We start from the raw sequence: 2502 nt of genomic DNA, 5'->3' as shown, positions 1-2502 counted from the left end.
CGGCGACGTCGTGCTGCCTCGGCCCGCCGGGCGGGCGTCGCCGTGCCCGTGAGCGAGCGGCTGCAGTTCCTCCTCGGGCTCCGCGGGCGGGAGGCGGCCGTCGCGCCGCTCCCGCTCGCCGAGCTCCTCCGTCCCCCTCTCCGAAGGCGTCCCCGCATGACCCTCACCGCCCCCACCTCCCCGCACACCGCCCGGCACTTCGACGAGCCGGAGGGGATCGCCGCCCGCGGCACCCTGATCGTCCTCGGCGGTCGCGGCGAGACCCCCGCCGTCTACGAGAGGTTCGGCACCCGGATCGCCCGCGACGCCTACCGCGTGCGCGCCCTCGGCGACGCCACGGCACCGGGCGTCCGCGAGGAGGCGCTCGCCCTCCTGGGCGACCCCGAGGCGGTCTCGCCCGTGGTGCTCGTCGGCTCCGACGCGGGAGCCTCGGTCGCCCTCGAGATCGCCGCCACCCTGCCCGACGCGGTCGACGCGGTGATCGTCGCAGGTCTGCCGGTCCGGGCCGAGGGCGGCGAGGGCATCGCCGAGCGGACCGCCTGCCCCACCCACGCCGGGGTGCTCGAGCGCGAGGCCGACGCCGGTGCGCGCGACGCGGTGCTGCCTCCCGAGCTGCTGGCCGTCGCGGCGAGCGCCGTTCGAGCCCCGCTACTCGCGCTGCACGGCGAGGCCGATGCGATCAGTCCCGCCGAGGAGGCGGTGGCCGTGTATCGCACCGCCCCGCGCGCCGAGGTCCACCTCCTCGCGGGCGGCCGGCACGATGCGCTGAACGACGCGACCCACCGCTCCGCCGCCGCGACCGTGGTGCTGTTCCTCGAGCGGGTGAAGGCCTCCGCGGCCACTGCGGAGATCATCACGCGGGTGGACGCGTGAGCATTGCTGCGCCGGTCTTCGACCCGTCCGTCGCCCGCGCCGACCGCTCGGGCTGGTCGCCCGCCGGTGATCCCGTCGGGGTCGTCCGCGCCCGCGACGTCGACGAGGTCCGCGCGACGCTCGCCCACGCCTCCGCGCACGGGATCCCCGTGGTGACCCGCGGCGCCGCCTCCGGACTCGCGGGCGCCGCGAGCGCGGGGGAGGGTGCGATCGTCCTCGACGTCTCCGGTCTCGACCGCATCCTCTCGATCGACCCGGTCGACGGCATCGCGCGCGTCGAGCCCGGAGTGATCACCGCCGATCTCGACCGCGCAGCGGCCCGCCACGGCCTGCTCTACGCCCCCGATCCGGGCAGCGTCGAGATCTCGACCATCGGCGGCAACATCGCCACCAACGCGGGCGGGCTGCGCGGTGCCAAGTACGGAGTGACGCGCGACGCCGTCCTCGCCCTCGACGTCGTGCTGGCCGACGGCTCCCTCGTGCACCTCGGCCGCGACACGGTGAAGGGCGTCGTCGGCCTCGACCTGACCGCCCTGCTGGTCGGGTCGCAGGGGAGTCTCGGCGTGGTCGTCGGCGCGACCCTCCGCCTCCTGCCGCGCCCGCGGCTGACCGCCACCGCCGCCGCGTTCTTCACCGATGTCGCCGCCGGAGCCGACGCGGCCGTCGCGCTCGCCCTCGTGGGCCTCCGACCGAGCGTGCTGGAGCTCGTCGACGGACGCACCCTTGAGGCGATCGACGCCCTGCGCGGCTCCGCTCTCGCCACGCGCGGAGGTGCGTTCCTCCTCGTGCAGACCGACGGCTTCGGTGCGGCGGAGGAGATCGAGGCGGTGCGCGCCGTGCTCGCGCCGACCGCTACCCGCGTCGAGACCACGCTCGATGCCGAGGAGGGCCTCGCGCTGGCCGCAGCCCGCCGCGACGCCCTGCCCGCGATCGAGGCGCGAGGCCGGGTGCTGATCGAGGACATCGCGGTGCCCCGTTCGCGCCTCGCCGAGGCGATCCGACGGATCCACGCGATCGCCGCCGACACCGGCGCCGACGTCTACGTCTTCGCCCACGCGCGACGGCAACCTGCACCCGATCATCCGCCTGCGCGACGAGTCGGAGGAGGCGCGCGCGCAGGCCGATGCCGCCGCCGAGGCCGTCTTCGCGCTGGCCCTCGAGCTCGGCGGCACCGTGAGCGGCGAGCACGGCGTCGGCGGGCTCAAACGCGAGTGGGCCCGACGCGAGCTCGGACCCGACGTCGTCGCCCTGCAGCGCGCGGTGCGGCGGCTGTTCGATCCGCAGGGCATCCTGAATCCCGGAACCGCGCTGTGAGCGCACTCGAAAGGACGGTCATGACCGACACCGACATCCCCGACCGCACCGCCGTCCTCGTGATGCCCGACGAGCTGGAGGCGGCCCTCGCGTCACCCGAGCCGCCGCTGGTCCTCGACGTGCGGTGGCGCCTCGACCGCCCGGACGGCCGACCCGCGTACCTCGAGGGGCACATTCCCGGCGCGGTCTACGTCGACCTCGACCACGAGCTCGCGGCGCACGGCGAGCCCGGCGACGGGCGGCACCCGCTGCCTCAGATCGAGGCGCTGCAGGAGGCGGCGCGCCGCTGGGGGCTCCGCCGCGGTCAGGCGGTCG

General features: G+C 76.2%; 2 protein-coding genes and 1 pseudogene. All 3 read left to right on the top strand.

Features of this window, described 5'->3' with window-relative positions:
• Positions 1–873, top strand: an 873-nt coding sequence (locus ACH61_RS14990) for an alpha/beta hydrolase (protein ID WP_236713714.1), incomplete at its 5' end; no start/stop codon positions are given.
• Positions 870–1871 (top strand): annotated as a pseudogene (locus ACH61_RS19415) (FAD-binding oxidoreductase); the annotation flags it as partial. The gene ACH61_RS14990 and the pseudogene ACH61_RS19415, both read left to right, overlap by 4 nt.
• A 70-nt stretch (positions 1872–1941) precedes the next feature.
• Complete coding sequence (locus ACH61_RS19410) at positions 1942–2187, top strand: FAD-linked oxidase C-terminal domain-containing protein (protein ID WP_413784044.1); 246 nt, start codon at positions 1942–1944, stop codon at positions 2185–2187.
• Positions 2188–2502: the final 315 nt, after the last annotated feature.

Origin of the sequence: Rathayibacter tanaceti (genome assembly GCF_001634385.1) — a bacterium.
GTDB classification, from domain to species: domain Bacteria; phylum Actinomycetota; class Actinomycetes; order Actinomycetales; family Microbacteriaceae; genus Rathayibacter; species Rathayibacter tanaceti.
Note: the sequence above shows the minus strand (reverse complement) of the source record. Positions and strands in the feature narration are given on the sequence as shown.